The organism is Bacteroidota bacterium (assembly GCA_017303905.1).
Taxonomy (GTDB): domain Bacteria; phylum Bacteroidota; class Bacteroidia; order B-17B0; family Aurantibacillaceae; genus JAHEYG01.
In genome coordinates, this window is sequence record JAFLBH010000002.1 from 64458 (window position 1) to 91295 (window position 26838).

Sequence of the window (26838 nt, forward strand, 5' to 3'; positions counted from 1 at the left end):
GTTGTTTTATTTTATCATTTCTAAAAAATCATCTTCATTTAAAATCTTTACACCTAAACTTTCCGCTTTTTTTAATTTTTCCGGACCCATATTATCACCCGCCAATACAAAACTTGTTTTCTTGGAGATGGAACCTGAATTCTTGCCTCCGTTTCTTTCAATCATGTCTTTATATTCATCGCGACTATGTTTGCTAAATACGCCGCTAATCACAATGGTTAAGTCTTTTAGTTTATCGCTTCCCGGTTGTACATCCTCTTCGTTTATTTCAAACTGCAAACCGCTTCGTTTTAATCGTTCAATTATTATTTTGTTGTCATTATTTGAAAAGAAGTCAAGAATACTATCCGCAATTGTTTCGCCGACTTCATCAATCTCTGACAATTGTTCTTTATTGAGAGAGGAGAGTGTATCAACGTTCTTTACTTTGCGTGCAATTTTTTTAGCAGTTGTTTCTCCAACATGTCTGATACCAATGGCAAATAAAACGCGTTCAAAAGGCACCTCTTTACTTTTTTCAATACCGGCAATTAAATTCTGAGCACTTTTCTCTGCCATTCTTTCGAGAGGTAAAAGTTGTTCTTTCTTTAAATCATAAATATCCGCAATGTTTCGTAGTAGTCCGGCTTCGTATAATTGTTCAATCGTTTCTCCACCTAAGCTATCAATGTTCATAGCCTTACGGGAAACAAAATGTTCCATTTTACCTTTTACTTGTGGAGGACATCCATTTTCGTTCGGACAATAATGCAAGGCTTCACCTTCATGGCGGATGAGTTCAGTATTGCATTCCGGACAATGTGTGATATATTTTGTTTTTGCTAAATGCTCAGGACGTTTAGTCAAATCAACACCAATAATTTTCGGAATGATTTCTCCGCCTTTTTCTACAAACACAAAATCGCCTTCACGTACATCCAGTTTTTCTATAATATCAGCGTTGTGTAATGAAGCCCGCTTTACGGTTGTCCCCGCTAATGAAACCGGTTTCAAATTTGCGACCGGCGTGATAGCACCGGTTCTTCCAACCTGGTATGTTATTTTTTCTAATTGTGTACTTACTTGCTCTGCTTTAAATTTGTAAGCGATGGCCCAACGAGGTGATTTTGCCGTAAAGCCCAGATGTTGTTGCTGCTTGTAATCATTTACTTTAATTACAATTCCATCGATGTCGTAAGGTAACTGATGTCGGGCTTTATCCCAATGTTCTATGTATTTTAATACCTCGTTAATGCCATGACAAACTTTGGTGTGCTCCGATACTTTAAATCCCCAGGTTTTTGCAGCCTCTAAATTCTCTGAATGTTTTTGATGTGGAACTTGTTCTCCCAATAGGAAATACAAAAAGCAATCGAGTTTTCTTTTCGCCACCACTTTAGAATCCTGCATTTTCATGGTGCCGGAGGCAGCGTTGCGTGGATTAGCTAGCGGCGTTTCACCGATTTCTTCCCGTTCTTTATTAATTTGATCGAAAGCCTTTCTTGGTAAAAATATTTCTCCGCGTATTTCAAATTCATTGGGGAAATGACCTTTTAACTTTAAAGGAATCGAGCGTATCGTTTTTGCATTGGTTGTTACATCATCACCCTGAACGCCATCACCACGTGTTACTGCTTGTTGTAATTGGCCGTTTAAATAAGTGAGTCCAATGGATAAACCATCGAATTTTAGTTCGCATACATAATCAACGGCTCCGCCAAATAAATCGTTACTTAATCCTAAACCTTCACGTACACGGCGATCAAAATCCTCCATGTCTTCGGTACTGTAACTATTACTCAAAGAAAGCATAGGATATTTATGCTTTACACTTTTAAATTCTTTAGTAATTTGTCCGCCCACGCGTTGTGTAGGTGAATCAGGGAGGGCGAACTCAGGGTGCTCTTTTTCGAGTTTAATGAGTTCTTCCAACATCATGTCGAAATCATAATCGCTGATGTTTGGTTTATCCAGCACATAATAATTATAGTTATGAGCCTCAATATCCTTCGAAAGCTCTGCTATCCTCGTCTTTATCGCCTCTTTACTCATAATTTAGATGATTTAACAAATTTGTGAAAAACGTACCTAAAAAATAACGAAATTTGTGATAAGAAGTTAACACTATTAAAGCCTTTAAAAAATATCTTTTCGGACTAATGGTTGCAGTTTACGTAACTACGGCTATTGGTATTCCTGTTTACATGCATTATTGTGGCGGTGAATTGGAAACCGTGAGTTTTTTAGTAAAGGATAATACTTGTTGTGGGGAGGAAGAAGAGGAAATGCCTTCCGGTTGTTGCGATAATGAGAATACGTTTGCGCGTTATGCCCCTGATTTTATTGCTAAAAAGATCAATGTAGGCTCCGATATTCAGATTCCTACAGTGGATTTAATTTTTAATACTACATTTCAGCTATCAGATATATTGATTCATACATCCAATGTTTCATCGGAGTCTTTTGTTCCACCTCCAAAGCTCTTGCAGAGCGATATTATAAAGACTTCCGTACTCAGAATTTAATGGTGAGCTGATTCCTTTCGTCAGTTTATATTTTATTATTTAACCATTAAATCAAATTAACATGAAGAATTTATTTTTATTGATCGGATTGTTTTTATCCGTTAATGTATTTAGTCAAACCAAATCAACTCAAACCGTAACATTTTCCGTAAAGGGCAATTGCGAACAATGTAAAGAACGTATCGAAAATGCCGCCGATATAAAAGGCGTTAAAGTTTGCACCTGGGAGGAAAAAACACAGGTTGCAACCTGTGTTTACAGTCCGGATAAAGTAAGTCCTGATCAAATTAAGCAAGCCATTGCAAAAGCAGGACATGATGTGGGCGATATAAAATCAACAGATGCAGTTTACAAAAAGCTGCCTAAATGCTGCCAATACCGTGATAATAAATGTGAGGATAAGAAATAATTCATTCGTTTAAAATGAAAAAATTATTCCTTTTCCTTATTGGAATTGGTTGTTCGTTTTTAACCTCGGCCCAAATTAAAGGTCGAGTTGTTGAACTCGATGCCAAAAAAAAGCCTGTTGGTTTGCCGAATGCTATCATACAGGTGAAGCACGGTGAAATTGCCATGACAGATACAGCCGGCAATTTTCAGTTGATACACGCAACCAAAGGCGATACGGTTTTATTTTCACTAACAGGCTATAAAACCGAAGGTGTAATTGTGAAAGATGATAGTAAGCCGATAACCGTTATCTTAACCAGTGGTGTAAACCTCTCTGAAGTTGAAATTGAATACATCAGCAGTGGCACCGAAATTTCTTACCTCAATCCAATTAAAACTGAAATTTTAACGGAGCGCTCTCTCATGAAAGCGGCTTGCTGTAATTTGTCGGAAAGCTTCGAAACCAATCCTAGTATTGATGTGAATTTTGCTGATGCCGTTAGCGGTACCAAACAAATTCAAATGCTTGGTTTATCCGGACAATACGCGCAAATTACCAAGGAAAACATGCCCTATATGCGTGGATTAGCCAACAGTTATGGATTAACTTTTATTCCCGGAACATGGATAAAATCTATTCAATTAAGTAAGGGTGCAGGTTCAGTTGTAAATGGCTATGAAAGTTTTACCGGTCAAATCAATACTGAGTTGCACGATCCGGCTAATGCCGACAAATTAAATTTCAATACCTATATAAATCAAAACGGACGTAACGAGTATAATTTGGATTTCGTGCAGAAAGTAACAAAGCGTTTTTCTACCGGATGGTTGGCGCATGCCAGTTTTAATCCCCTCGCTGAGGATCACAATCATGATTTGTTTCTGGATATCCCAACAGGAAGACAATACAACGTCATCAAAAAATATACCTATGAAGGGAAAAAAGGTTTTGAGGCGCGTTTTGGCGGCGGATATATGATTGATGAACGAAAGGGCGGACAATTATCTACCGCGCATGCCCACAACGATTCTATTCATCCCTATGAAATAGGAATTAATAATGAAAAATGGGAAGTCTACAGCAAAACGGGTTATGTTCTTAAAAAACCGGGTACCAGTATGGGATTGCAGTTATCCTATTTAAATCATAACCAGAATAATTATTATGGTCACAGTAAGTATTCAGGATTGCAAAAAACATTTTATGCCAATTATATTTATCAGGGTATCATTAAAACCACAGATAACAGCTTTAAAGTGGGAGCGAGTTATATGGATGATGTGATTGATGAAAAGTTTCAGCTATTTAAGTACAACCGTAATGAAAAAGTAGGCGGGGCATTTGCAGAGTTTGCGCATAACACAAAAGACAAGTTTAATTTGGTAGCAGGGATAAGGGCTGATTATCATAATTACTACGGATTGTTCTTTACACCGCGTTTACATTTGCGTTATGCCTTAAATGAAAGTAAGACTGTTTTCAGATTGAGCGGAGGCCGTGCATTACGCACAGCTAATATTTTTGCGGATAATACTTATTTGATGGCATCATCGCGAACATGGGTAGTAACACCTTCGGATTTCAGTATGCCTTATGGATTAAAACCTGAAGATGGTTGGAATTATGGTTTTAACTTTACTCAAAAGTTTAAAATCAATTACCGCGAGGCTTATATAACGGTCGACGCCTACCGAACAGATTTTACGAATCAGGTGGTTGTTGATGTAGATAAAAATACTCAGGAAGTAAATATCTACAATCTTAAAGGACCGTCGTATTCCAACACTGCTCAGTTTGAATTTAATATGGAGCCGCGCAAGCGTTTCTTTGTTAAGACCGCTTATCGTTATGTGGATACAAAGATGAAGTACGAGCAGGGATTAATGCAGAAGCCAATGGTTAGCATGCACCGTGCTTTTGTTAATTTCAGTTACGAAACCAAGCGGAATCACTGGCAGTTTGACGCAACTCTACAATACAATGGTTCAAAGCGATTACCGTATACACAATCAAATCCGGAGGTTTATAAACGAAACTCGTATTCGCCAGACTTCTATAATGTATTAGGACAAATCACTTATCTCACCAAATTCCCTAAGGCGGAATTACATATTTATGTTGGGGTAGAGAATGCCTTGGACTATAAACAGCAGAATCCAATCGTTGCCAGTGAAGCACCGTTTAGTAAATATTTCGACGCGAGTATGGTGTGGGGACCAATTTACGGACGAATGATTTATGCCGGCTTGCGATTTAAAATAAAAGAACTGACTTGGCTAAAGTTTAAGGAGGATTAAAGGGCCGTCATTGCGAGCGCAATGTAATGAAGCGAAGCAATCTGTTTTAGATTGCTTCATTTCATTCTCGAAGTTGATTATTCAATTATTACTTTACCAATATGAATTACTTCTTTGTTTTGTAACACGGCATAAGTATAAATGCCTTTTAATAAATTCTGTGAGTTGATTTTGTTGCTGCCCTGTTTGATTTCTTCACGCATTACAACTTGTCCTAAAATATTTCGTATTTCAATTTCACCGTTTTGGATAGGTTTAGCAATATCTAAATTAAAACTTCCGTTGTTAGGATTAGGATATAGGTTAAACATTTCAGACTGATGTAAAGTGCTTACACCGCTACTTACGGCAATAGGTGAACATTGTGCGTCAAAATACGCGTAACCTGCATGGCCGGAGTAAGGGCAATCGATTCCGGTTACCTCAATTGAAATACAGCTTCCAATCCAAAATGAAAGGTCTACTGAATCAACACGCCATTTATTATAAACCCATCCTGCAATTGCAGCATTTGTAAATGTAAGTGGTGCACCGGTGGTGCAAGGTCCTGTTGGAGTACAGCCAGGTCCGGCAGAAGGAGAAACACTAAATTGACCTGATGTTGCTAACATATTACCTAAACAATCTTTAAAGTTTATAGCAATCCCAACGTTATCACAACAACAGTGCGCACCTTGAGCAACAGCAATTGAAGCGAATTTAAATTTCGCGTTGGCAGGGCTAACAATAAAGCTTTTAGTGATTCTTGAAATTCCTGCACCGGCAGTTTGATTGTTAACTCTAACAATCCAGTCGCCACGCATATTAGTAGGATTTCCGCTTATTAGACTTCCGTTGTTTGCATTATTACCAAAAACAGAAAATATTGGATAGGATGCGCCAATTACAGCGTCAACATAACCAGAGGATCCAATACCAATTTCAGCTACAACTAATCCAGTACTAGATGTACAGCATCCCCCAAGAACGCAAGAGCCATTAGATGCGGTGTTAACTCCGCTTGTCACTGTCCAGCCATTTACATCAGTAGTAGTAGTTACGTTTACTACCGCGGGAACCGAAGTAACGAGTCCTTGTTCTTCAAAATCCTCATTAACGCAAGAAGCAGTTGCTAATTTTGTGACATTAGAATAAGAGTCGTTCTTGATAGGTTTCGAAACTAGATTGTATTTGCTTTTAATAAAATCACGCCTAGAAATTGCCATGTAAACATCCATTTCTTCAGCGGTAATTCCCTTTAGAGGAGCTAAGTCACGCGCTTGTTGTTCGTTAAATCCGCTCAGAGAATCATTATGTTTTACTTTCGATAAAGTAAGTGTATTTGATTCTTCCAGTAGAGAGACGCTGTTATTTAATAAAGGTTGTTTATTTTGAGCAATAGATGTTATTGAACTCACCATAAACAAAGCAGCAATAAAATGTAGATTTTTTTTCATGCTTTAAGGGGTTAGTTTAAAGGTAAAAATACAATTATCATGCTATTTTCTTTCTTTTTACAATAAGCACATACCTTGTTTCGCTCAATTTTGTCCATATTCCGTCCTAAAACTGACCTAAATTTCAATCACTTTTGTTAATTATCTGTCAATGATTCCTCAATACAATTCCTATCTTTGCCACATGTTAATTACAGCCGAAACTCCAATTAAATACGATCGTAAAAAGCTGAAAGACGATACGCTTTTAACGCTCTATAAAAACATATTAAAACCCCGAATGATTGAGGAGAAGATGCTCCTTCTGTTACGTCAGGGAAAAATTGCAAAATGGTTCAGTGGCATCGGACAGGAAGCTATTTCTGTAGGAGTGGCCAGTGCTTTAAACCCGGACGAATACATCCTTCCAATGCATCGTAATCTCGGTGTTTTTACAACCCGTCAAATTCCGCTTAACCGTTTATTTTCTCAGTTTCAGGGTAAACCTGGTGGCTTTACGCAAGGTCGCGATCGCTCTTTCCATTTCGGAACACAAGAGTTTAAAATTGTGGGGATGATTTCCCATTTAGGACCTCAAATGGGAGTCGCAGATGGAATTGCTTTAGCTAATAAATTAAAACAAGATAAAAAGGTAACAGTTGTTTTTAGTGGAGATGGTGGAGCCAGTGAAGGTGATTTCCATGAAAGTATTAATACAGCTGCTGTTTGGGATTTGCCTGTAATCTTTGTGATTGAAAATAACGGTTACGGATTAAGTACACCAAGCAACGAACAATTCCGTTGTAAATCTTTTGCCGATAAAGCGATTGGTTACGGTATTGAAGGAGTAACCGTTGATGGAAATAATGTGGTGAAAGTGTACGAAACCGTAAAGCAATTAGCGGAATCGATTCGTGAAACACCTCGTCCGATAATTTTAGAATGTATTACGTTCCGTATGCGCGGACATGAAGAAGCGAGTGGAACAAAATATGTACCGAAGGAATTGTTTGATGTGTGGGGTAAAAAAGATCCGGTAAATAACTATGAAAGATTCTTAATTACCGAAGGTGTATTGAGCGAAGAAAATATCGAATCGATTCGCGCGGATATTAAAAAAGAAATTGATAACGGTCTGGAGATTGCGTTCGCTGAAAGTAATCCGGCTCCTGATACACAAAAGGAATTATCTGAAATATTTAAACCTTATTCAACAACTGATACTTCAAATACAAATGGCTCCAAAACAAACAAGCGTTTAATTGATGCTGTTTCTGATGGAATGCGTTTAGCGATGCGTAAACATCCTAATCTTGTTTTAATGGGACAAGACATTGCGGAGTACGGCGGTGTATTTAAGATTACTGAAGGTTTTGTAGACGAGTTTGGTAAAGGAAGAGTAAGGAACACACCGTTATGTGAAAGCGCCATTTTAGGAACCGGTTTTGGTTTATCTATTAATGGTCATAAGGCGATGGTGGAAATGCAGTTCGCTGATTTCGTAAGTGAGGGTATTACTCAAATCGTTAATAATTTAGCGAAGAGTCATTATCGCTGGGGACAAAACGCTGATGTGGTAGTGCGAATGCCAACAGGCGGTGCCGTAGCAGCCGGACCATTCCACAGTCAGAGTAATGAAGCATGGTTCTTCAAAACTCCGGGATTAAAAATTGCGTATCCGGCATTTCCGGTGGATGCAAAAGGATTATTATTGACAGCGTTTGAAGATCCGAATCCTGTCATGTTCTTTGAGCATAAAGCATTATACAGAAGTATAACAGAAGATGTTCCGGATGATTATTACACGATTCCATTCGGGCAAGCAAGAGTATTACGTCATGGAAAAGATGTTACCATTGTTACGTATGGTTTAGGTGTACATTGGGCATTGGAAGCGTTGGATGAATTCAGTGATATTAGTGCTGATTTAATTGACTTAAGAACATTAGCGCCATTAGATACCAATACTATTTATGAATCCGTTCGTAAAACAGGTAAAGTTTTAGTGTTGCATGAAGATACTTTAACTGGTGGAATAGGAGGAGAGATTGCTGCCTTGATAACTGAAAATTGTTTCGAATATCTGGATGCGCCGGTTATGCGTGAAGGTAGTTTAGATACACCGGTACCAATGAATGTTGACTTGGAATGGAACTTTTTACCTAAAGATCGTTTCAAAAAGAAACTTCAGGATTTATGGAATTATTAAAATAAAAGCCCCCGATTTTCGGGGGCTTTTATTTGTCATGTCGAGTTTATCTACCGAAATGGTGATGAAGGTAGACGGAGTCGAGACATTTTTTCAAACAGATTCCTCCTTACAGTCGGAATGACACTTGCTAACGACTGTCATGTTAAGGATGGTCCCCGAGCTTGTCGAGGGGGCCGTATTTATTTACTTCTGTAATAGCTCCTTCATTTTTTTATAAATAAACTCGGCGGCAAATTTCGGACTTAATCTGTAAAGAAAATCCATAAAGCGTGAATCGGAGCCGACCATTACCCGATATTTGTTTTTTTCCATGCCTTCAATAATCATTTCTGCAGCTTTTGTTGCAGGTAAAGATTTAAATTTCTGTTCTTGTTCTTTGGACACACTTGGCATTTTTAATCCTGAGTTATTCGCAATGTTAGTTCCAATAGCACCCGGAAAAATCAAAGTGACTCTTACGTTTGTATCTAATAATTCTGAACGTAATCCTTCCGTTAAAAGTTTTACGGCAGCTTTAGTTGCGCCATAGATGCTTTGTCCTGGCACGGGTAAAAATCCACCCATGCTCGAGATATTTACAATATGAGCTTCCGGTCGCTTTAATAAATGTGGTAAAAAACTTTTCGTCATGTAAAGTAAACCGTAAAAATTAATGTTTACGACACGTTCAATTGATGCGTAATCCAAATCATTCACTTTTACAAATGGCTGTATGATGCCGGCGTTGTTGATAATGCCGTCTATTTGTCCGTGCGTATTTATAATTTGCTGAGGCAAATTTTCAACGGCAGATTTATCTGTTATGTTCACCACATGAAGTGATAAACGATTCGCATTGGCACCTGCTAAAGATTTTGTTTCATTTAAATAATCTTCTCTAACGTCTAAGGCCGCAACGCGGGCACCTTTTTTTAAAAGGAGTAGAACTAATTCACGTCCCATACCGTTTCCTCCTCCGGTAACAAGAATTGTTTTGTTATTTACATTCATAAGTAAGAATTATATTTATTAAAGATAGGTACAAATAACCTTTCAGGCTAACACCATGACCAACATCATTCTGTTTCATTAAAACAATGATATAAATCGTGTTTAAAGTAATTCTTGAGTAAACTCTCGTCTTATTTTAAGATAATAGCTCGTGTTGTTTCTTAAAAAAGAACAAGGATGAAATTTTTGGAGCGTTATTTTTACAACGCATACGTCTTTCAATAAAAAATGCAGAAGCTAAGGTTAATACACCAATTAAAATTACCGCGCTATTTAAACCAAATACATCAGCCATAAATCCGGTTAAAATGGCACCGATGGCATATCCTAAATCTCTCCATAATCTGAATACGCCTAAGCTTTTTGGGCGGTCGATTGGGTGTGTGTTTTCTGCTACAGTTGCTAAAAAAGTTGGATACACCATCGCTGTTCCCCAACCCAATAAAGAAGATATTATAATGTAATGAGCGAAAGTATTGGCAAATATTAAAGATAATAGAGCTAAGCCTTGTAAGAACATACCCCAGAACAACATACTTTTTTTACAAAAATGATCACTCATTTTTCCGGTAACTAATTGACCGATGCCCCACACTGCCGGGTATACAGCGGTTACAATTCCAATTTCCGAAATGGAAAATCCTTTATCTGCGAGTAGTATTGGAAATAAACCCCATGCCATTCCATCGTTTAAATTATTGATAAGTCCGGCTTGAGTAACAGAGCCTAAGTTTCTGTCGAATAAAGTTGTGTCCCAGAACACATTTTTCAAACGTGGCACTTTATTATCGGACGCTTCTTTAGCTACATGATGCTTTGTGTCTTTAATGAAGAGGATGGAAATGATTAATCCTAAAATAGCCATCACAATACCCAGGTAAAAAGGGTAGGGGCGAAGACCGTAATGAGAAGCTATCCATCCGGTAAAAAAGGCAACCAAGGCAACGGCAATATAGCCGGCAAATTCGTTGAGTCCCATGGCCAGACCGCGACTTTTTTCTCCCACTAAATCAATCTTCATCACCACCGTGCTGCTCCAGGTTAACCCTTGGTTAATACCCAGTAATATATTGGCAGCAATAATCCAATTCCAACCATTGCTTAGCATTAAAATTAAAGGTACCGGCAAAGCAAATATCCAACCGATAATCAGTAAGTTTTTCCTTCCTAATTTATTCGCCAAGGTGCCGGTAAAATAATTTGTGAGTGCTTTTACTACACCGAACACAATAATAAATGAAAGAATGGCGGTTTTAGCGGCAATATGAAATTCCCCTTCTGCTATTTGTGGAAGTATGGAGCGTTCTAAACCAACCATACCGCCAACAAAGGCATTCACAACAATCAGTAAAATAAATTGCTTGAGGTTTTCTTTTAGTCCGAGTTGTATGTTCGACATGGCAGTAATTCTGATACAAAATTACCCCAGTTCATTTCAGAACTACTTATCATATGATAAGAAATTATTTGTGTGATCTTATTCGGCTCAGACTAACCGGTGTAATTCCTAAGTAGGATGCAATGTATTTGAGAGGAACGCGTTTAATCACATCAGGTGCCTCTTTGAGTAGTGCTTTGTAGCGTTCTTCAGCTGTATGAAACTGTATGCTCTCGATGCGGTTAATGGTTTCTACATGCGCGGCTTCAAAAACCCGGGCAAAAACACTTTCTAGCTCAGGAAATTTAGAATAAAGTTTAAATAATTGATTGGCATCAATGGCAATTAGATCAGAGTCCTCTAAAGCCTGAATGGCTTTTTTACTTGGACGACCGGTGAATAAACTTTCGTAACGTACCACTAAATGATTTTCAAACGAAAAACTTTCCGTTATATCAATGTCATTTTTAAAATAATAAATTCTGGCAAGACCTTTTTTTAAAAAGTAAATGGTTTTGCAAGTATGGCCAATTGGCTGTATATCGCTGTTCTTCTTAAACTGTAATTCTTTACAAATGCCTACTAAAGCTTCCTTGGCGGCCTTACTGAGGGGCATAAAAGAATTTAAATATTTAATCAGACTCTGCATTCGTTATTTAATGATTGGATTTATCGCTTCCACAAATTTCTTTGCCCAACTATTCCAATTCAAGCGTTCGTCATATTCCTTACGTGTGCTAACTCTGAGCTTTTCGTATTGACCTGGAGTATCCAGAATTTCTTTTATTTTTTTGGCGTAAGAAATGCCTTTGTCGTTATAGTCAATTAAATAACCATTTTGTCCTTCTGTAATATGCCCTCCAACGCCTCCGGTATTAGCGGATAAAACAGGAAGCGCATATGCTGCTGCCTCACAAAAAACGATTGGTGTACAATCGAAACGGGTTGGTAAAATGAAAAAGTGATGATTCAGGAATAATTCATCCAATTGTTTTCTTCCTTCCGCTGTATTTTTATTGACAAAAGGAATAATGGTTAATCTGTTATTGTTGATGGGCTCCGGTGGGGTACATCCGCAAACCGTTAGCTTCGCATCAACGCCCATTTTTACTAATTCGTTTAAAGTATTAACTGCAATATCAGCGCCTTTGTTTTCCCAATAGGTTCCTACCAGCAGTAAATTACATGTTCCGCTTTTTTGATGCTTAAACACAAATTCGGATGAAGGTAATTCATCCATGTTGGCGCCAAATGGTATTACCGCAATTTGTTTATCCGGTAAGCCGTAAGTGTCTTTGGCAATCGCGGCAGCCCAGGGTGAAGAAAACACTGTAAGTGCACTGCCAAGCATGGCGTGTTTATCGGTGTTGATACTTTGCTTTTCGCTGAATTTCCAGAGTTTTTTAAATATGCTGTGATAGTTAATAGTGCCGGCAATGGTTCGGTCTACCACCAACACTTTTGGAATATCCGTTTTTATATAGCCTATATAAGCCACACCCGCCGGAGAAACAATTAAATCGTATTTTTTGCCCTTAAGCTTTTGACCAAATAAACGACCGCATGCCTTTGCGTAAAGAGTAGAATGTCGGTAATCAAATCGTTTACCAACCAACAGAGAAAAGGCGTGAATGATTTTACAAATAAAAACAGTAAAACGTGGTTCGGCAGGTCCTAATAAATCAACTTGTTTAAATTGTGTCTGTAAGCTTTTCCAGATGTAATGGTCGGTTCCGCTCCACGAATGTTTGTTATGTGGATCGGTAACTGTTATGTAAGCGATTTTGTAAGGAAGCATGCAGCTAAAACTGCATTAAATATAATTAAAATAAGCAGTAAAAAGGGGAGGCTTAACAATTATTTCGACGCTTTACAATGTGTATGTCTTTAATAATTTCCTCTTTAGTTATTACGTCCTCCGGATGATCTTCATACCAAAAATCAATTATTTCCTCGCCATTAAATTTTATGATGGTTGAATATTCTCTCTTATAATACCCGCCTTTGAAGTAAGTAAACAAAGCTATGTTTTTGCCAATACCAAAATATACCATTTGGTTTTGTGGTAATGAATTTCCAACCCATAGAACGGTTGGAACGGAGTCTTTTTTCACCGGATCATAAATGTTTTTAATAACCTGATCATGGAAATCGGTTATGCTACCTGCATTCCATTCTTCACCGGTATTGGCCATGTCGTTAATGCACTTGAAGTTTTTCATCAATAAAAAAACCTTAATAAAAGTTGGGATTTGCTTGACATCTCTTATCTCCGCGAGGTTTTCTTTATCGAGCTCCGCTAATAATGTGAATTTATTTTTTTTAGCCACGATTAAACTCGTATCAATTTTATAAAAGCCATTCTCTTTGGTTACACTGCTTAAATATTCTTTATTATCAGTTTGAATGTTTGCCTGATTATGATTGCCGGATAAGTTGTTACATTGATAATATAACAGGCCTGAACCTATTACAATTAAAGATAAAAGCAGGTTTCTTTTCATGTTTATTTTGTTTGGGCGGCACGGATGGCCATTACATATTTAAAAACAGCATCTTTCTGTGAAGCACTAATGCCGGCTTTCTCTGCCATATTATCGATTACCGGTTTCCAATGCGCATCACTGCCGGCGTATATATTTTTAACGCCATGACAATTGGTACACGGACCCTGTGCATAGAGAGCGTAACCTTCCTTTAGTTTGTCTAAAGTGGCATCCGGAAATTTGGATTGAATAGCAACTAATTCATCATTTCCTGGTGCATATACACCATTGGCCGGTTTACTGGCAACAGCAGGTGTTGAAGGAGTAGTGGGAGTGGCCGGTGCCACAGCCGTGGATGTAGTCGATTTTTTCGTACTGTTACAGGCAACAATGATAGCAAGTCCTGCTAATCCTAAAGCGATAGATTTTAAATTCATAATTATGGTGTGTGATATTGTAAATTCAATAATTTCAGAAAAGATACAAAGAAGCTTATTTAGGATTCATTATTTAACAAATAGCCAAATGCGGCTTAACATTAATTAAGGGAATTAATATGGAAAATTAAAATTGTTAGGGTTGAATCTTAAAATACTCCTTATACCAGGCAATTTCGTGGTGATCGATTTTATTTTCATCAATTTGATGACTAGGGTTTATTTTAGAATAAAGAATTTCAAGAGAAGCATAATCACGCTGACTAATCACTTTAAATCCGTTTCGTATTAGGAGGGCTGTACAAACGCCGGCTCCAATTTGATACACTTTGTTTTCGGAAAAGCGATTGCCATTATAAATAACCTGACTACCGCATGCTCCGCTCATATCCATCATAACAGCCAGTTCAATGTTTTCAGCTTTTGCAAGTGCTAACATTTTTTCTGCCGCTTTAATAATGCCCTCACTCCAATCTTTACCACTTTCACTTAAGAGTTTGGCTTTTCCATCCAGTACATCAAATCCTGTTCCTCCATGTATATCGCACATTTCACGCGGACTGCCAAATGAAAATTCTTCGGGACAAAATTTTACGATTTTGGCGGTGGGATACGTGAGTAACTTTAATGCACTTGGATATTCTCCATTGGCAGTTCCATCGTAACCGCACGTGATACCGGCTAAACAGGCACTCATTAATATTCTTAATGGTTCTTCTTTGCTGGGTACTCTTAATTGTTTTAAATAGTTTCGGTCTGTCATGCGAACTAAATTAGTTAAAATCACAAATTGGCCAAGCAAGGAATTTGTTTGAACAGCCAAGTATAAAATTTCATGTTTTTGGTTTCTGTATAGGGCATAAGTGTAAAACCATCCGGATGAAATCTATTCTTAAATCGTTTTTTTGCCTGTGCTTTTTCCTCATTGGTGTAATTGTAGGCGTAGGTCACATCTTTACAGTTGTGTTTAGTCAAACTTCGTTTAATTGGTTTAATTTTTCTGGTTTTACCATTCAGGTATTCGGGATTCATTTCGGTATCACCACCGTTTTTCATATAATTAAGAGTAGTGAGATAAGTATAATATTCATTTGTTAACTCATAAGTAAAAGGTCCTTCTGTCAATTGATACGTTCCCCAATAGTAACGCGACGTGTCGTTTTCCAAACTCATTGGCGCAAAAATAACATGTCCTTTCGGAGTGAAATACAAACCACCCTGTATACCACCTTCTTCAAAATCGATTCCCTGACAGGTTTTAAGGTCAATGGATTCCATGAGAATAAAAAGTTGGTCAATGCGTTTGTCTGATTTCTCAAACGTATAAAACGAGCAAAGGCTAATAATAATACCTAAACTGCTAATTAATAAAAACTTTTTCATCAGGGTAAAGCTATCAAATTGACTGATTTGTTTTTGTTTAATAATGTTAAGATCATTGTTAAATATTAGTATTTAGAATTTTGTATTTTAGGTGTATGAAAAAAGTCATATTACTTTTGTTATTTCCTTTTATACTGTTGGCGCAAAGTCCGGGAACGGAGGAAATGAAACAACGTGCCAAAGAGGATATTGAAGGGTATCGTAGGAAAGTTTTGAGAGGGGAATCTTTTGGAAGTCTTGCCGCGTTGTATAGTGACGATTCCGGTTCCGCGAAAAATGGGGGTATTTATAAAAATGTGGTAAAGGGAATGATGGTGAAGGAATTTGAAGATGTAGCTTTCAGTTTAAAACCGGGAGATGTTTCTGAAGTTTTTGAAACTAAATATGGTTTTCATTTTATTCAACTCATAGCCCGCAGAGGAGATGAATTAGATTTAAGACACATCTTGGTTATTCCTAAATAGATTAGCTGCCTGCAAAAGGCGTACCGAAAATCCCAACAGCTAATTCGGCCCATACTAAAACAAGTGCTGCCAATATTAAAAGTGAAATGAGGATGCGAAATTTAGTTTGTTTTACTTTTCTTAAAACAAACTCAATACTAAGACCGGTACCATAAAGCAAGATAGCGGCAATAATAAAATCGAATAAACTCCAGTTTACCTCGCTCGTGAATTGCATGGCTGCGAATGGGATTAAAAGAAGAGTAGTTGCAATACTTAAAATAATGATGAGTCGTTTGTTTTCCATAATGCGATATTTTTGGTATTAACGTTTAGTGTATCCTATAAATTGTGTCTTCAATTAATAAAAAATGTGAAAAATTTAATCGTTCAAGCCCTTACCTTTAAGAATAGCGGCGGTACATTTCTCAATGCGCGAAGCACGTGTGGCAGATTGTTTAGCCTGAGAGAAAAATAACAAGTAACCTCTTTGTCGGCCTGGAGTTAAAGCATAGAAAGCTTTTTTAAGTGAGGCGTTTTTCTTGAAAGCGCTTTCCAGTTCCTCAATCATTAAATCCTCTGAAGTTTGTTTGAATTCAATTTTCTTTCCTTGTTTTTCTAATTCGATGGCTTCCTTAATATAAGCTTTAATGTTGGTGGAAAGTTTTTCAATTTCTTTTACGCTGGTAAATCTAAACTGACGAGCAGCTTGTGAGTTTTCACCTGGAGAACTCAAAAGTTTTTTAGCATCTTTTAAAAGCGCGCCTTTAAAAAAACTAACAGAGCAATAATCTTTAAAAGCCGCTAATATCAAAACGTTTTTGTTTTCGAATGTATAACATGGTACACTCCATTTTAATTCTTCGGTGAGCCCACAGTCTTGTATTATTGCTCTTAATACTTTTAACTCGGTGGACCAGGTATGGACTTTACATTGTGGAGTTTTGTAAAGCTTACATCTGCCACAGCCATCAATAAGGTATTGATCAACTTGTTTGGTATTGGTATTAGGTGTCATAATTTAAAATTATGCTAAGTTGAGAGAAGGATTGTTACTACATTTTTTAATAGTTACAGAACTAAATGAATTACATTATTAGCGGTTATACTTTTCCTTAAAAAATCTCATTCAATTGCGCAACGCCGTTTTTTCGAAGTAGTTTCCAATGAGAAACCATGGCTTGCGATAACGTTGGCATGTGGCGATATGGAATATTGTATTCGGCGGCAGTTTCTACCATGATTTTTCTTACTTCAGGAAAATGAACATGTGCCATAGCAGGAAACAAATGATGCACCGCGTGATAGTTAATTCCTCCAAAAAAGAAACTTGCAAAAGGCCATTTAGTACCAAAATCCATGGTTACACTCATTTGATGCTCGGCCCATGTGGATTTCATATCGCCATTTTTATCCGGCTCGGGAAAAATAGATTCCTCATATAAATGAGCAGGAAATAAAGCTGTTGCTGCTGCTAAACTTGCTACAACATGCATGAAAAAGAATCCTAACAAAACGATTGGCCAGCTGCACCCCGAAAAAATTAATGGAAGAACTAGGGCATAGCTGAAATAAATTATTTTCGAAACGATGAATGAAATCACTTGCGCTGTAGAGTGTTTTACTTCTTTAGACCCAATTTTATAAGAGAAGAAATCGGTCCAGTCTCTTCTTAAAATTGCATTCAGCGAATAAAAACAATAAAGCATAGGGGCGTAAATTTTTTGGTATTTATAACTTGGAGGAGGATTTTCAAGTGGCTGAAATGTTAGCATGCCTGTTTGCTGTATATCCACATCATGTTCCGGTACCATAGGGTTAGGATGATGCGAATAAACATGACGCATTTTCCATAAATAACCGGAAGAACCTAACAAATCAAACGTATAAGTAAAAAGATGATTAATGATTCTATTATTAGAAAATGAGCTATGTACACCTTCATGGCCGAGATTAAGTACCAGACAAATTTGTATAAATCCCAACAATGCAAAGCAAGTTAAAAGTAATGGTGAATTACCGTTGGCACGTAGGATAAAAGTATAAGTAACCGCAAAAGCAACTAAAAAAAGAATTGCTTTAAAAATGCCAAAGGCGTTAGTTTTTTTGGAAATTTTATTTGAAACGAAATAATCGTTTACGCGTTTGTTAACGGTATAAAAAAAACTGTCTTTTTCTTCCTTCTTATATTTTACGTCTTTATAGTCCATGCTTAAATTAAGTATGGTTGCTTTAACAACCTTTTAGTTTAATGCACTAAAATACAATTAAACCTGAGATTTACAAGTGTTTATAATATTTTTATTCATCCGTTTAAAATGGATTGTACATTTAGGAATACTGGCTTCTGATATAAATTAAAAAAGGAGCCTTGACTATGACTCCTTTTATTTAAATGGTTAAAATTAACTCTTCGGTTTTATAATTGTTTGAGTAAACTTTTCAGACTTACTTTTTCATCCAGAATTCTGGCAAGTTCGCTGATTTTTACGCGTTCTTGTTTCATGGTATCACGTTCTCGAATCGTAACGCTGTTGTCATTTAAACTATCATGATCAACCGTAATACAATATGGTGTACCGATGGCATCTTGTCGTCTGTAACGGCGACCTACAGTATCTTTTTCGTCGTAAGTAACAATATGATCGAACATTAATTCTTTCATGATTTTCTCTGCTAACTCCGGTAAACCGTCCTTTTTTACTAATGGTAAAATAGCGGCTTTTATTGGGGCGAGAGCAGGAGGTAAGTTTAAAACGGTGCGCTTATCTCCGCCTTCTAATTCTTCTTCTTTTAATCCCGCACTTAATATGGCTAAGAATAAACGATCCAGACCAACAGATGTTTCTACAACATAAGGCACATAATTCTGATTTAATTCAGGATCGAAGTATTGTAATTTTTTTCCACTGAATTGTTCGTGCTGTTTTAAATCGAAATCGGTGCGTGAGTGAATACCTTCTAATTCTTTAAATCCAAACGGAAAAGCAAATTCAATATCACAAGCAGCGTTTGCATAATGCGCCAGTTTTAAATGATCGTGATACTTATATTTTTCATTCCCTAATCCTAAACTTTGATGCCATTTTAAACGTGCTTTTTTCCAGTATTCGTACCATTCCATTTCAGTACCCGGACGAACAAAAAACTGCATTTCCATTTGTTCGAATTCGCGCATGCGGAAAATAAACTGGCGGGCTACAATCTCATTACGGAAAGCTTTACCGGTTTGAGCAATACCAAACGGAATTTTCATGCGTCCGGTTTTTTGCACATTCAGGAAGTTAACGAAAATACCCTGTGCGGTTTCCGGACGAAGATAAATGGTGTTACCTTCTTCAGCTACCGAGCCCATGCTGGTTGAGAACATTAAATTAAACTGTCTAACGTCCGTCCAATTACGGCTTCCGCTAATCGGACAAACAATTTCACAGTCAACAATAATTTGTTTTACCTCCGCTAAATCGCCTTTGTCCATGGCGTTTTTAAAACGGTTATTAATACTGTCAATTTTATCCTGATATTCCTTTACACGTGCATTGGTGCTGCGGAACATGGCTTCATCAAAATTCTCGAAGCGTTTAGCCGCTTTTTCAACTTCTTTATTAATCTTATCCTCAATCTTTACCACATGCTCTTCAATAAGCACATCAGCACGGTAACGTTTTTTACTGTCTTTGTTATCGATTAATGGATCGTTAAAAGCGTCTACGTGTCCGCTGGCTTTCCAGGTAGTTGGGTGCATGAAAATGGCCGCATCGATACCAACAATGTTTTCGTGCATTTGTACCATGGCACGCCACCAGTATTCACGGATGTTTTTCTTTAATTCGGCACCATATTGACCATAATCGTAAACGGCACTTAGTCCGTCATAAATTTCGCTGGATGGGAAAATATAACCGTACTCTTTACAATGAGAGATAACATTCTTAAAAAAATCTTCAGGCTTCTGTGACATGCTAATAAACTTTGAGCCACAAAAATAGGGATTTTAGCTTATTTGCCTACTGAACTTATTAGCAGTATAGATTTGATAAAATACCGATTCCTAGCTTTAATCATTGGCTAAAAACAAAAAGCCCGGAACAAACACCGGGCTTTTTCACTAACAAAACAATAAGAGCATTCGTTTAAAAAAGCTGCCTCCATCCCCAAAGGCAGCTTTTTTGTTGGTTGGTATCAGATTATTTATTTATGAATGGCCAACCGTATTTTACCATCATTACTAACCTATACGCCGGCAATTTTTGAAAGGTTGGGTGAAGATTAAAAAATATTTTATTTATATGCCACAGCTACAACAGCTTTACCTTTTTCTATTGTTAATGAGCCTGTTGCGCTAAATACCTTACAGCTAAACTCTAAGGTTAACTTCTTTGTTTTTTGTCCGTTACCATTGTTCTCATAATTCTCAACTCCAATAATTTTAAAATAACTGTTTGCAGGTTGACCAAAATCATCAGAAGTATAAACATTACCTGCTGCATCGGTATATTTAATAATAATATTAGAATAGCCTTTTGGATTTTGGATTGGGGTTACACCAACTATTAAATAATTGGTGGTGCAATCGAGTCCGTTTGGCGTTAAGTAATTAAGATGTGCAACCGCGGTATCATTTACGGCATCAATAACACGTAAACTTACAGGGTATCGTCCTTGCAATGCGTAGCTATGCGAAGGAATAGCCATATTGGATGTATTACCATCACCGAAATTCCATAAAAAATTATAAGGCGGCACACCTAAAGTTGAATGCGTAAATGTAGCGGTAAGAGTAGAAGTAGAGCTGGCAGTTATGGAAGTACGACAATCAGCACCGGTATTTCCGAAACTTTGCATGTTACATACAGAGTTCGTACAACCTGCGGTATCCTGAACACTTAAGCAAACATTGTATTGTCCGGTTCTGAAAACATGGGATGTGTTAGGCATGGTAGAAGTAGCGCCATCCCCAAAGTTCCATAAGTAATTGGTAGAATATTTATTGAAGAGGGAGTAAAATTGAACATTGTGTAACACCGGCATGGGATTACCCGCCATAAACGGATAAAATTTATACATGAAAGCCGAATCGGCACCGGATGTTCCATTATAAGCACTGATGCGATGATCATTAATTTGTATCTCGATGCTGTTTGGACAAACACCACTGCAATTGTGCGATTTTAAATTGGCTTTAAATCCGTATAAGTTATTTACATCTTGCTCATATGAAGAGTACATGTAATAATTATCAACGCCTGCTTTAAATTCAACAGGTACATTGTTTACTTGCGCAGAAAAATAAAACTGCGGGTCGTTGGTTTCGTTGTCGGTGGGTAATTCCTTTTTCTTACAGTTCGTTAATAGGGCGGGGCTTACTGCAATTAAAAGGAACAGGTGTTTTGGTTTCATTATTCGTTGTTACTTTTTAAATAAATCGAGACATAGTGTAACTTTAACACCCATGGCTCTTTCGTTTGTATTGTTTTTAAAATGATCGTTTTTCTTAATATCGGTAAAGCCGTAAATAAACTCTGCATTCGCGCTTAAGCCTTTGTAAATACGGCGGCGGTAAAACACAGATGCCTGAACATCTAAACTGTTAAACCCTGTTACATAACCGGTTTCTTTTTTAGTGCTTAAACGATTGCTCTCGTTCATTGGCTCTGCGTTATTGGTGCGGTATTTTTCAGTCTGACTATCGCTATTTAACAGGAATCCGGTGTTTGCTCCAAAACCAATGGTATTGTTTTTACCTAAATCAACACCCAATTTAATTGGCACAGAAATGTAATGTATGCGAATGTATTTAATGGCCGTAACATCGCGCTGTACACCAAAATTATACTCAGTTGTACTAGCCGTGTAGGTACTGTTACTTAAATTGCCAATGCTGTTGTATTGTAAGCCTGCGGTTAAAGAAACTTTAGGACTGATATATTGCTGATAGTTGATACCTGCCACTGCATTAAAACCGTTAGCTTCCTGACTGCCATTTACATTCCAACCAAACAAATAAGTAGCACCAGCTTCCGCATATAAAAACTTCGGACGGATTTTTGGTTTTACTGAAGAAGGAAGATTTAGGTCATTCGCAGTTGACGTGCTATCTACTTTGGCCAATACCGGTGTTTGTGTATTGTTTGTATCGGCAATAGGAGAGCTCATTTCAATGACATCTTTTGTTACAACTGCCGCTAAGGAGTCGGTTACCTTCGAATCGTTACCGGAAATGTTATTAGTTATTACAGCTGTTCCTTCCGATTTTAAATTGCCTTCACGGTTGCTGTTGATGCCTTTGTTTTCTGAATTTACAACGGTGTTGTTTTTATTTGTGGCACTTAAGTTACTGCCAAGAATAACAGGAATTTCAGTTTGCGTAGTGCTTTTTGATTTTTCAGATTTAGCAAGCTTAATGGTTTCAGAACTTTCCTTTCCGGCAGCTGTTCCGTTTGGTGAAGAAGAACCGGAACCGGGATTGGTATTGCTTGCTGGAGTGGATTGAGAGGTGGTTGAATTGCTGTTTTCTGAAGAAGAATTACTGTTAGTTTGAGTTTTATCAGAACTAGCCTCAGTGTGACTAACGTTAGACGAAGATTTACCGCCGATTGATTTTTTAGTCCCTGAAGTGTTATTATTGGTGGTTGTACGATTTGTGTGTTGATTATTATCGTCGTTGTTATTTAATTTATTTTCATTAACGTTTGCAGCAGTTTCAACTTCAGATGTTGCAGGATTTACGGGTTGCATATCGGAAGGCTGAACAGATTGCTGATTCTTGCTAATATCATTTAACGCCAAAAGCGGTTGCTCGTTGTTTGAGCTGCCGCTTTGTGTGTAATACACTACACCAAGAGTTAAGATTAATGCTATCGATGAGAGGAAAAATATCCATTTAGGCCTGTTATTGCTACGCGAGGCATCAATCATGGCGCGGGCCTTTTCCCAGTTTTGTTCATCAAACGGAAACTCCGCATTATCGAGCTTCTGCTTTAGGTGTTGTTCGAATTCGTGTAAATCCTTTTTCATAATTCTATTTTATACGGTGCAACAATGTTTTCGAGCATTTCTTTTAATTTGGTGCGTGCCGAGTTAAGGTGCCATTTAGAGGTCCCCTCTTCAATACTTAACATTTCGGCAATTTCTTTATGCGAATAGCCATCCACCACAAACAAGTTAAAAACCTGTTGTGCCATAGGCGGCAGTTTGGTAATTAATTCGTGGATTTTTGCTGTATTGATACGATCGAGAGCTGAATTTAACTCGGCATACTCGCTGTTATCATAATACTCCTCCACATAATCAATCACCTCACTTTGTTTTTTGTTTTTTCTGTACTCATCAATCAGCGTATTAATCATAATGCGTCTGATCCATGCCTTAAACGGAATTTCTTCCTTGTATTTATCGAGGTTATTCAGGATTTTAAGAAAGCCTACATTAAGGATTTCCTTTGCCAAATCCTGATTGCGTGTATAACGCACGCAAATACTCATTAAATAACTATAGGTTAGTTTGTACAGTTCATATTCAGACCTTCTGTTTCGGCTAATACAATCCTTTATCAGTTGAGGCTGAATGTTCATTCCTTGAATTCAATTAAATAACTGTACGAGTAATAACGCCAAAAGGTTGGGACGTATTACTAATTAATAACTAAGTTATCAATTAATCTGATTTTTCCGACAAAACAGGCTATTAAAATGATTGATGAGGCCTTGATAGTTAGGGAATTAAGCGGTAATAACGTATTAGCATCACAAACTTCAAAATAATCAGGATTGTAAAGAGGATTATGGCTTAACGTTTCTAAAACGTATTTTTTGACAGATTCAATAGGTTCAGCGTTATTTAGTCTGGTTTGAGCCTCCTGCATTAATTGAGGGATTAAGGATGCCGCTTTGCGTTCTTGTTCATTTAGTAGCATATTTCTTGAACTCATAGCCAAACCATCGCTCTCACGCAAAATAGGACAAGCAATAATCTCAATAGAGTAGTTCTGAATCTCACACAGCTTTTTTATGATAGCGACTTGCTGGTAGTCCTTTAATCCGAAAAAAGCTTTATGAGGTTTTACAATGTCAAACAAGCGACTCACCACTTGTCCGACCCCGTTAAAATGCCCTGCACGGTGTTTGCCTTCCAAAACTTTATCTAAATGCCCAAAATCAAAAACGCGGGTGTCAGTTTCCGGATAAATATCCATCACCTCCGGCATATAAAGCAAATGGCAGCCTGCTTTTTCGAGCATAGCCGCGTCTTTTTCGGGCATACGAGGGTAGCGCTCCAGATCGGCCTTATCATTAAACTGGGTTGGATTTACAAATATGCTGCAAACTGTAAAATCGCTTTGTTTTAATGAATTTTCGATTAAGGAAATGTGCCCGGAATGCAAGGCACCCATAGTAGGCACAAAACCAATAATTTTCCCATTTTCTCTTTGCTTGTCAAGAATGGGCATTAATTCGGCCTTATTTCGTATAATAATCATTAAAAAACGGGCTAAAGCTACAATTTACTTTGAAATTTGGGGATTTTTTTATTAATTTTGTATACTAATCAAAACCCCCATACAATTATGAAGAAAGCTAAAGTGCTTTTCGTGTCGCAGGAGATTACCCCTTATTTAGACGAGACGTATGTAGGTAAAATTTCGAGGAAATTACCGCAAGGAATTCAGGAACGAGGTAAAGAAATCAGAACATTTATGCCTAAGTACGGCTGTATCAATGAGCGCCGTCACCAATTACACGAAGTAATTCGCCTATCGGGGATGAACTTAGTGATTAACGATGTTGACCATCCGCTAATCATTAAAGTTGCTTCCATCCCTAGTGCACGTATGCAGGTGTATTTTATTGATAATGAAGAGTTTTTCCAACGCAAATCAATATTAACCGATAAAACCAGCGGAAAATATTTTGATGACAACGATGAGCGCGCTATGTTTTTTGTGCGTGGTGTTGTTGAAACCGTTAAAAAATTAGGCTGGGCCCCGGATGTTATCCATTGCCATGGTTGGTTTACTTCATTAATGCCTCTTTACATTAAGAAATATTATGCCGAGGATCCATTATTTGCAGATACTAAAATAGTAGTGTCTATTTATGATGAAGAATTCCCAAAAGCATTAAATAAAAAATTAGTGGATAAGTTAGGACATGATGGCTTCACTAAGAAAGACCTTAAGTCTATTGCAGAAGAAGCGAATTATGTGAATTTTGTAAAGCAATCACTTGATTTTGCAGATGGTATTATTCAGGGAAGCGAAACAATTAACGCCGAACTTGAAAAGTGTATTAAAAAATCAGGAAAACCATTCCTAACCTTTAAAAACGAAACTGAGTACATGGATGCATGTAACGATTTCTACGACATGGTTCTGGAAGAAGTGAATGTATAAAATTAAAGGCCCCTCAAAAAGGGGCTTTTTTATTGCTTTTAACTCACAAATTCTATTTCATAAAATAATTTAATTTAATTGGCGTTTATAGTTTAACTGACTTAGTTTTTACTACTTTTGAAACCTAATAAATTATAATACGCTTTGAAGTTGAAATTCATACACGCTTTCGTCCTGATTCTAATCATTGCCTTTTTATCTTGTAAAAAGAAACAGAATACAACTTTAGGAACAGATGTTCAGCCTGAAATTGATGAACTGAATATTGAAATTTCAGACACATCCACTATTCAGGCTCATACGATTATTCATCAAAGATCACGTTCATTTCAGGATCAATTCAAATACCTTGGCTCTAACCAGGATCCCGTTTTTGGCCGCACTAATGCGAGTGTATATACCAATATTTCTTTACCAAATAACGTTTCAAATATTTCTTTTGGGGAAGATGCCGTTTTAGATTCGGCAGAGATTATTGTGGCGTTTACACAAAATTTCATTGGCGATAGCACAAACGCTTTGTATTATCAGGTTCATCAGCTTACACAAACAATGAGCAAAGATTCATCGTACTATATGGATCAAAATTTAACGTATAATACTTTGCCTTTAGGAAGCGCGTGGCGTAGGATCAGTAAAACAGGAAGTTATTATTCAATTAAAATTCCGGTAGATGCCGCTTTTGCATCGGCCATGATCACCAACTCACAATATTTAATCGATAATGCTACTTTTCAATCTGTTTACAAAGGTTTTTACATTACCACAAAAAGCACCAACAATTTAAATCCAACTTCCAAACCGGGAGCTTTGTTGAAAATAGATTTGGATAATGGTATTTCGGGTATGTACGTTTATTATCACAACGGTTCTTCACCTGCCTCTAAAGAGCCTAAGCAATACCGTTTTCCTTTTAGTGGCAGTAATTCGTCTCGCTTCAATAACATCGAATACATTTATTCTTCCGGAGCAAACAGTTTATTGGTGCAACAAATTGCTGATAAAGATTCCGCAAAAGGAAAACAAAATTTATTTTTGAAAGGGACAGGCGGAACTAAAGTTGTTTATCGGTTACCGTACTTGAAAAATTACGCCGATTCTTGTCCCATTTCAGTGAACCGTGCCGAAGTTGTTTTAAAAGTAGACCAAAGTTTTTTAGCGGCCATTGGCACATACGAACCTCCTTCTTATCTTTCTTTGGTAGCACTTGATGCATCCGGAAATGAAATTTATGTAAAAGATCAATATTACACTGCCGATTTAACCCGTTACGGTGGAGCATATAATCCGGTAGCTAAGGAATACGTTTTCAATATCGCGCGACATGTTCAGGATATTATGAGTGGTAAATTGGAAAACCACGGATTTAATTTAGTGGTGGCAAATACCAGTTTACTTCAAGTGGCGCGTCGTGATAATAAAGGCGAGCGTGTTGTTTTGGGCGGAATAAACAGTGCTTATAAACCAACTTTCAAACTACACTTCGTAAGATTGCCTTACGACAAATAATG

General features: G+C 37.3%; 25 protein-coding genes. 7 read left to right on the forward strand and 18 right to left on the reverse strand.

Annotated features, from left to right (window positions below; all coding sequences use genetic code 11):
• Positions 1 to 6 precede the first annotated feature (6 nt).
• Complete coding sequence (gene ligA / locus J0L69_08100; GenBank protein ID MBN8693143.1) at positions 7 to 2031, reverse strand: NAD-dependent DNA ligase LigA; 2025 nt, start codon at positions 2029 to 2031, stop codon at positions 7 to 9.
• A 107-nt stretch (positions 2032 to 2138) separates the two neighbouring features.
• On the opposite strand from ligA, the gene J0L69_08105 reads away from it, so the two are divergent.
• From J0L69_08105 to J0L69_08115, 3 genes are all read left to right on the forward strand, one after another.
• Positions 2139 to 2504 (forward strand): hypothetical protein, encoded by a 366-nt coding sequence (locus tag J0L69_08105; GenBank protein MBN8693144.1) that lies wholly within the window; start codon positions 2139 to 2141, stop codon positions 2502 to 2504.
• A 61-nt stretch (positions 2505 to 2565) separates the two neighbouring features.
• Positions 2566 to 2913 carry a heavy-metal-associated domain-containing protein gene (locus J0L69_08110; protein ID MBN8693145.1) on the forward strand — a complete coding sequence of 116 codons (348 nt, stop codon included), beginning with the start codon at positions 2566 to 2568 and terminating at the stop codon, positions 2911 to 2913.
• A 14-nt stretch (positions 2914 to 2927) separates the two neighbouring features.
• Positions 2928 to 5192, forward strand: a complete 2265-nt coding sequence (locus J0L69_08115) for a TonB-dependent receptor plug domain-containing protein (protein MBN8693146.1) — start codon at positions 2928 to 2930, stop codon at positions 5190 to 5192.
• A gap of 77 nt (positions 5193 to 5269) precedes the next feature.
• On the opposite strand, the gene J0L69_08120 is transcribed toward J0L69_08115, so the two are convergent.
• Positions 5270 to 6628: a T9SS type A sorting domain-containing protein gene (locus J0L69_08120; GenBank protein MBN8693147.1), complete on the reverse strand. Its 1359-nt coding sequence runs from the start codon at positions 6626 to 6628 to the stop codon at positions 5270 to 5272.
• A 184-nt stretch (positions 6629 to 6812) separates the two neighbouring features.
• Between J0L69_08120 and J0L69_08125 the strand changes: the two genes are divergently transcribed.
• A complete protein-coding gene (locus J0L69_08125; protein ID MBN8693148.1) occupies positions 6813 to 8816 on the forward strand; it encodes a dehydrogenase E1 component subunit alpha/beta in 2004 nt (667 codons plus the stop codon).
• 186 nt (positions 8817 to 9002) lie between these two features.
• On the opposite strand, the gene J0L69_08130 is transcribed toward J0L69_08125, so the two are convergent.
• The 8 genes from J0L69_08130 to J0L69_08165 all read right to left on the reverse strand — a co-directional run bounded on the left by J0L69_08130 (position 9003) and on the right by J0L69_08165 (position 15493).
• Positions 9003 to 9809 carry an SDR family NAD(P)-dependent oxidoreductase gene (locus tag J0L69_08130; GenBank protein MBN8693149.1) on the reverse strand — a complete coding sequence of 269 codons (807 nt, stop codon included), beginning with the start codon at positions 9807 to 9809 and terminating at the stop codon, positions 9003 to 9005.
• Positions 9810 to 9945: 136 nt separating this feature from the next.
• On the reverse strand, positions 9946 to 11208 hold the full coding sequence (locus tag J0L69_08135) for an MFS transporter (protein ID MBN8693150.1): 1263 nt from the start codon (positions 11206 to 11208) through the stop codon (positions 9946 to 9948).
• 64 nt (positions 11209 to 11272) lie between these two features.
• Positions 11273 to 11836, reverse strand: coding sequence for a Crp/Fnr family transcriptional regulator (locus tag J0L69_08140; GenBank protein ID MBN8693151.1), 564 nt, complete (start codon positions 11834 to 11836; stop codon positions 11273 to 11275).
• A 3-nt stretch (positions 11837 to 11839) separates the two neighbouring features.
• Positions 11840 to 12985, reverse strand: a complete 1146-nt coding sequence (locus J0L69_08145) for a glycosyltransferase family 4 protein (protein ID MBN8693152.1) — start codon at positions 12983 to 12985, stop codon at positions 11840 to 11842.
• Positions 12986 to 13037: 52 nt separating this feature from the next.
• A complete protein-coding gene (locus J0L69_08150; GenBank protein ID MBN8693153.1) occupies positions 13038 to 13691 on the reverse strand; it encodes a hypothetical protein in 654 nt (217 codons plus the stop codon).
• 2 nt (positions 13692 to 13693) lie between these two features.
• Positions 13694 to 14110, reverse strand: coding sequence for a hypothetical protein (locus J0L69_08155; GenBank protein MBN8693154.1), 417 nt, complete (start codon positions 14108 to 14110; stop codon positions 13694 to 13696).
• Positions 14111 to 14246: 136 nt separating this feature from the next.
• On the reverse strand, positions 14247 to 14873 hold the full coding sequence (locus J0L69_08160; protein MBN8693155.1) for a DUF523 domain-containing protein: 627 nt from the start codon (positions 14871 to 14873) through the stop codon (positions 14247 to 14249).
• Positions 14874 to 14893: 20 nt separating this feature from the next.
• Positions 14894 to 15493, reverse strand: coding sequence for a hypothetical protein (locus J0L69_08165; protein MBN8693156.1), 600 nt, complete (start codon positions 15491 to 15493; stop codon positions 14894 to 14896).
• A gap of 95 nt (positions 15494 to 15588) precedes the next feature.
• On the opposite strand from J0L69_08165, the gene J0L69_08170 reads away from it, so the two are divergent.
• Positions 15589 to 15957 carry a peptidyl-prolyl cis-trans isomerase gene (locus J0L69_08170; GenBank protein MBN8693157.1) on the forward strand — a complete coding sequence of 123 codons (369 nt, stop codon included), beginning with the start codon at positions 15589 to 15591 and terminating at the stop codon, positions 15955 to 15957.
• A gap of 1 nt (position 15958) precedes the next feature.
• Here J0L69_08170 and J0L69_08175 read toward each other — a convergent pair whose 3' ends face one another.
• The 8 genes from J0L69_08175 to J0L69_08210 all read right to left on the reverse strand — a co-directional run bounded on the left by J0L69_08175 (position 15959) and on the right by J0L69_08210 (position 24415).
• On the reverse strand, positions 15959 to 16243 hold the full coding sequence (locus J0L69_08175) for a hypothetical protein (GenBank protein MBN8693158.1): 285 nt from the start codon (positions 16241 to 16243) through the stop codon (positions 15959 to 15961).
• 75 nt (positions 16244 to 16318) lie between these two features.
• A complete protein-coding gene (locus J0L69_08180; protein MBN8693159.1) occupies positions 16319 to 16954 on the reverse strand; it encodes a DUF1801 domain-containing protein in 636 nt (211 codons plus the stop codon).
• A 97-nt stretch (positions 16955 to 17051) separates the two neighbouring features.
• A complete protein-coding gene (locus tag J0L69_08185; GenBank protein MBN8693160.1) occupies positions 17052 to 18146 on the reverse strand; it encodes an acyl-CoA desaturase in 1095 nt (364 codons plus the stop codon).
• 209 nt (positions 18147 to 18355) lie between these two features.
• Positions 18356 to 19897, reverse strand: a complete 1542-nt coding sequence (locus J0L69_08190) for a glycine--tRNA ligase (GenBank protein ID MBN8693161.1) — start codon at positions 19895 to 19897, stop codon at positions 18356 to 18358.
• A gap of 320 nt (positions 19898 to 20217) precedes the next feature.
• Positions 20218 to 21336 (reverse strand): PKD domain-containing protein, encoded by a 1119-nt coding sequence (locus J0L69_08195; protein ID MBN8693162.1) that lies wholly within the window; start codon positions 21334 to 21336, stop codon positions 20218 to 20220.
• A gap of 9 nt (positions 21337 to 21345) precedes the next feature.
• Entirely contained in the window at positions 21346 to 22953 is a 1608-nt protein-coding gene (locus J0L69_08200) for a hypothetical protein (GenBank protein MBN8693163.1), read from the reverse strand.
• Positions 22950 to 23510, reverse strand: coding sequence for an RNA polymerase sigma factor (locus tag J0L69_08205; GenBank protein ID MBN8693164.1), 561 nt, complete (start codon positions 23508 to 23510; stop codon positions 22950 to 22952). The genes J0L69_08200 and J0L69_08205 overlap by 4 nt, the downstream gene beginning before the upstream one ends.
• Positions 23511 to 23569: 59 nt before the next feature.
• Complete coding sequence (locus J0L69_08210) at positions 23570 to 24415, reverse strand: pantoate--beta-alanine ligase (protein ID MBN8693165.1); 846 nt, start codon at positions 24413 to 24415, stop codon at positions 23570 to 23572.
• An 87-nt stretch (positions 24416 to 24502) separates the two neighbouring features.
• On the opposite strand from J0L69_08210, the gene J0L69_08215 reads away from it, so the two are divergent.
• Together J0L69_08215 and J0L69_08220 are read left to right on the forward strand one after the other, a co-directional pair.
• Positions 24503 to 25327, forward strand: a complete 825-nt coding sequence (locus J0L69_08215; protein ID MBN8693166.1) for a glycogen/starch synthase — start codon at positions 24503 to 24505, stop codon at positions 25325 to 25327.
• 144 nt (positions 25328 to 25471) lie between these two features.
• A complete protein-coding gene (locus J0L69_08220; protein ID MBN8693167.1) occupies positions 25472 to 26836 on the forward strand; it encodes a DUF4270 family protein in 1365 nt (454 codons plus the stop codon).
• The last annotated feature ends 2 nt before the right edge of the window (positions 26837 to 26838 follow it).

Excerpts from the sequence above, each read along its gene's own strand:
- ligA (MBN8693143.1), bottom strand. The coding sequence starts at position 2,031 with ATGAGTAAAGAGGCGATAAAGACGAGGATAGCAGAGCTTTCGAAGGAT.
- J0L69_08105 (MBN8693144.1), top strand. The coding sequence starts at position 2,139 with ATGGTTGCAGTTTACGTAACTACGGCTATTGGTATTCCTGTTTACATG.
- J0L69_08110 (MBN8693145.1), top strand. The coding sequence starts at position 2,566 with ATGAAGAATTTATTTTTATTGATCGGATTGTTTTTATCCGTTAATGTA.
- J0L69_08115 (MBN8693146.1), top strand. The coding sequence starts at position 2,928 with ATGAAAAAATTATTCCTTTTCCTTATTGGAATTGGTTGTTCGTTTTTA.
- J0L69_08120 (MBN8693147.1), bottom strand. The coding sequence starts at position 6,628 with ATGAAAAAAAATCTACATTTTATTGCTGCTTTGTTTATGGTGAGTTCA.
- J0L69_08125 (MBN8693148.1), top strand. The coding sequence starts at position 6,813 with ATGTTAATTACAGCCGAAACTCCAATTAAATACGATCGTAAAAAGCTG.
- J0L69_08130 (MBN8693149.1), bottom strand. The coding sequence starts at position 9,809 with ATGAATGTAAATAACAAAACAATTCTTGTTACCGGAGGAGGAAACGGT.
- J0L69_08135 (MBN8693150.1), bottom strand. The coding sequence starts at position 11,208 with ATGTCGAACATACAACTCGGACTAAAAGAAAACCTCAAGCAATTTATT.
- J0L69_08140 (MBN8693151.1), bottom strand. The coding sequence starts at position 11,836 with ATGCAGAGTCTGATTAAATATTTAAATTCTTTTATGCCCCTCAGTAAG.
- J0L69_08145 (MBN8693152.1), bottom strand. The coding sequence starts at position 12,985 with ATGCTTCCTTACAAAATCGCTTACATAACAGTTACCGATCCACATAAC.
- J0L69_08150 (MBN8693153.1), bottom strand. The coding sequence starts at position 13,691 with ATGAAAAGAAACCTGCTTTTATCTTTAATTGTAATAGGTTCAGGCCTG.
- J0L69_08155 (MBN8693154.1), bottom strand. The coding sequence starts at position 14,110 with ATGAATTTAAAATCTATCGCTTTAGGATTAGCAGGACTTGCTATCATT.
- J0L69_08160 (MBN8693155.1), bottom strand. The coding sequence starts at position 14,873 with ATGACAGACCGAAACTATTTAAAACAATTAAGAGTACCCAGCAAAGAA.
- J0L69_08165 (MBN8693156.1), bottom strand. The coding sequence starts at position 15,493 with ATGAAAAAGTTTTTATTAATTAGCAGTTTAGGTATTATTATTAGCCTT.
- J0L69_08170 (MBN8693157.1), top strand. The coding sequence starts at position 15,589 with ATGAAAAAAGTCATATTACTTTTGTTATTTCCTTTTATACTGTTGGCG.
- J0L69_08175 (MBN8693158.1), bottom strand. The coding sequence starts at position 16,243 with ATGGAAAACAAACGACTCATCATTATTTTAAGTATTGCAACTACTCTT.
- J0L69_08180 (MBN8693159.1), bottom strand. The coding sequence starts at position 16,954 with ATGACACCTAATACCAATACCAAACAAGTTGATCAATACCTTATTGAT.
- J0L69_08185 (MBN8693160.1), bottom strand. The coding sequence starts at position 18,146 with ATGGACTATAAAGACGTAAAATATAAGAAGGAAGAAAAAGACAGTTTT.
- J0L69_08190 (MBN8693161.1), bottom strand. The coding sequence starts at position 19,897 with ATGTCACAGAAGCCTGAAGATTTTTTTAAGAATGTTATCTCTCATTGT.
- J0L69_08195 (MBN8693162.1), bottom strand. The coding sequence starts at position 21,336 with ATGAAACCAAAACACCTGTTCCTTTTAATTGCAGTAAGCCCCGCCCTA.
- J0L69_08200 (MBN8693163.1), bottom strand. The coding sequence starts at position 22,953 with ATGAAAAAGGATTTACACGAATTCGAACAACACCTAAAGCAGAAGCTC.
- J0L69_08205 (MBN8693164.1), bottom strand. The coding sequence starts at position 23,510 with ATGAACATTCAGCCTCAACTGATAAAGGATTGTATTAGCCGAAACAGA.
- J0L69_08210 (MBN8693165.1), bottom strand. The coding sequence starts at position 24,415 with ATGATTATTATACGAAATAAGGCCGAATTAATGCCCATTCTTGACAAG.
- J0L69_08215 (MBN8693166.1), top strand. The coding sequence starts at position 24,503 with ATGAAGAAAGCTAAAGTGCTTTTCGTGTCGCAGGAGATTACCCCTTAT.